Source organism: Arthrobacter echini (genome assembly GCF_004803505.1).
Classification (GTDB): domain Bacteria; phylum Actinomycetota; class Actinomycetes; order Actinomycetales; family Micrococcaceae; genus Arthrobacter_D; species Arthrobacter_D echini.
In genome coordinates, this window is record NZ_SSWH01000033.1 from 1 (window position 1) to 1,539 (window position 1,539).

General features: G+C 65.9%; 1 protein-coding gene. It reads left to right on the plus strand.

Annotation, left to right across the window (positions count from 1 at the left end; translation table 11 throughout):
- Positions 1 to 132: 132 nt before the first annotated feature.
- Entirely contained in the window at positions 133 to 1,506 is a 1,374-nt protein-coding gene (locus E8P82_RS14895) for an IS4 family transposase (RefSeq protein ID WP_211096897.1), read from the plus strand.
- The last annotated feature ends 33 nt before the right edge of the window (positions 1,507 to 1,539 follow it).

Sequence of the window (1,539 nt, forward strand, 5' to 3'; positions counted from 1 at the left end):
CAATGCCGTGTAGTTAAGCGGAGGGCGGGGTGGTCAAGGAAGCTCGGTGTTGGGCGTGTCGCCGCTGGTGAGGCAACGGAACTCCGGTAAAGAGGGCATCGACTAGAACACTTCTCTTCCCCAGGAGCTCCGTTGCCTGATCATTCTGTCATTGTCGGTGCCGTTCGTGAGACCTCTGGTGCCGATGGTGCTTTCGCGCCAGGTCATCTGGGTGAGCTGACCCAGATCGTGCCCTTCGAGATGGTCGACGCGGCCCTCGCCCAGACCCGCACCATGCAGAAACGGGTGCGCGATCTGCCGTCCCGCGTGGTGGTCTACCTGCTGCTGGCCGGTGCGCTCTTCACCGAGTACGGATACCGAGGAATATGGGCGCAGATGACCGCCGGCCTGCAGGGGCCGGACATCGCCACCCCGAGCTCGGGCGCGATGGCCCAGGCCCGCCGTCGCCTCGGGCCCGGGCCGTTGCGGGCGCTATTCGACCTGCTCCGCGGCCCGGTGCCGACTGGTCGCGGCAGTGACGAAACGTGGTGGCAGGGCCGGCTGGTCTGCGCGGTCGACGGGACCATGATGTGCCTGCCGGAAACCCCGGCGAACTTGACCAGCTACCCCAAGGGAACCGGCCCCGGCGCCACCGGGTATCCCATGGTGCGGGCGCTGGCCTTGGTGGCCTGCGGGACCCGCAGCCTGATCGAGGTCACCTTCGGTCCCACCAGCATCGGGGAGACGACCTACACCCGACGCCTGATTCCTGCCCTGGGTGAACGCATGATCCTGCTAGCTGATCGCAACTTCGCCGCCACCGACCTGATCGGGCAGATCGCCGCTACCGGCGCCGACCTACTGATCCGGGTCAAGACCGGCCGGAAACTGCCGGTCTGCCGCCGCCTGAGCGACGGCTCGTGGATCTCCCAGATCGGGTCGGTGCCGGTGCGCGTGATCCGCAGCGCGATCACCATCACCACCAGTGATGGCCACCGCACCGAGACATACCAGCTCGTCACTACCGTCACCGATCCTGACATCACCGCGACCGAACTCGTCAGGCTCTATCACCAGCGGTGGGAGATCGAGACCGCGTTCTGCGAACTGAAGCACACCATCCTGGCAGGACGCGTGCTACGCGCCCGCACACCCGGCGGTATCGAACAAGAGATCTACGCCCTGCTAATCACCTACCAAGCACTACGGATCGCGATCGCCGATGCCACCTTGACCCGCAATGACGTCGATGCCGACCGCTGCAGCTTCACCCTCGCCCTGACCGCCGCCCGCGAGCAGCTGATCAAAGCCGAAGGCGTCATCGCCGACACTGTCATCGACCTGATCGGTACCATCGGAGCCCGCGTCCTGCAGGCGCTGATGCCCGCCCGGCGACCACGCATCAGCCCCCGCGTGGTCAAGCGAGCGATCTCCAACTACGCCCCCAACACCGGCAAGAACCGGCTCCGCGGCCCCACCTACCAGACCACCATCAGCATCAACATCCTCCCCGACCCAAGTCCTTGACAACCCCACCCACCGCCTAACTACACGGCATTG